Source organism: Pseudoalteromonas sp. APC 3250 (genome assembly GCF_030407915.1).
GTDB classification, from domain to species: domain Bacteria; phylum Pseudomonadota; class Gammaproteobacteria; order Enterobacterales; family Alteromonadaceae; genus Pseudoalteromonas; species Pseudoalteromonas tetraodonis.
Genome location: NZ_JASDCM010000042.1, coordinates 1 through 908 on the forward strand (window position 1 = coordinate 1; position 908 = coordinate 908).

Below are 908 nucleotides of genomic sequence, written 5' to 3' on the forward strand. Positions count from 1 at the left end.
AAAGTCGCTTTTATATCGAAAACTACTACAACTCAGTAAGAATGCATGGCACGCTAGGAAATGTGAGTCCCATGCAATACGAGTTAATGAATTAAAAACCCGTGTCTACTTTATCGGGGTCGTATCAGGTTTTAGCAGTAGCTCGCAGCTCGTCACTCGAAGCCCGTTGTCTTCTCATTTACTCTCATTCACTTCTCTGTGTTTAAACAAGAAATTAGACTTTAGATGTCAGATTAAAATGCGCGAGGTAAACTTCCGCCTACTGATATGGTTACCTTCTAAATTTATTTTAGGCGGGGCTTTATGCCGCGCAAGGTCATTAATTTAAAAAATATTTACCACCGAGAACACAGAGTTCACAGAGAAATGCTTAAAAAATACCAATCTACCTCTGTGTAGCGCGAAGCGCCTCGGAACCCTCTGTGGTGAAAAATTGTTTTTAGCAGTAAGTGCCTTTCGTAGCAGCGATTTTATATCGCGTCAGGTCTAGGATATTAAACACAAATGCGCGAGGTAAACTCCCGCCTACTGATATGGTTAACTTCTGAATTTACTGTAGGCGGAGCTTTATGCCGCGCAAGGTCATTATTCACAAAGAGGACAAAGAGACGCTGCGCTAAAAGAGTAGATTAAAGGTCTCAGGTTTTAGCACTAGCTCGTTGCTCGATACTCGTCACTCGTAGCTCGCTGCCTTCTCATTTATTTCCCTGTCAGTATTTATAACTTAATGCTAATGTTTAAGTTATAAAACTTGCTTTTAAAATGAACCACTTTAAAGTTTTAGCTGATAGCTGATAGCTGATAGCTGATAGCTGATAGCTGATAGCTGATAGCTGATAGCTGATAGCTGATAGCTGATAGCTGATAGCTGATAGCTGATAGCTGATAGCTGATAGCTGATAGCTGAT

1 protein-coding gene is annotated in these 908 nt (G+C 40.6%); it reads left to right on the forward strand.

Annotated elements, in window-relative coordinates:
- Window positions 1-14 precede the first annotated feature (14 nt).
- Complete coding sequence (locus QL986_RS18895) at window positions 15-95, forward strand: IS3 family transposase (protein WP_356736069.1); 81 nt, start codon at window positions 15-17, stop codon at window positions 93-95.
- The last annotated feature ends 813 nt before the right edge of the window (window positions 96-908 follow it).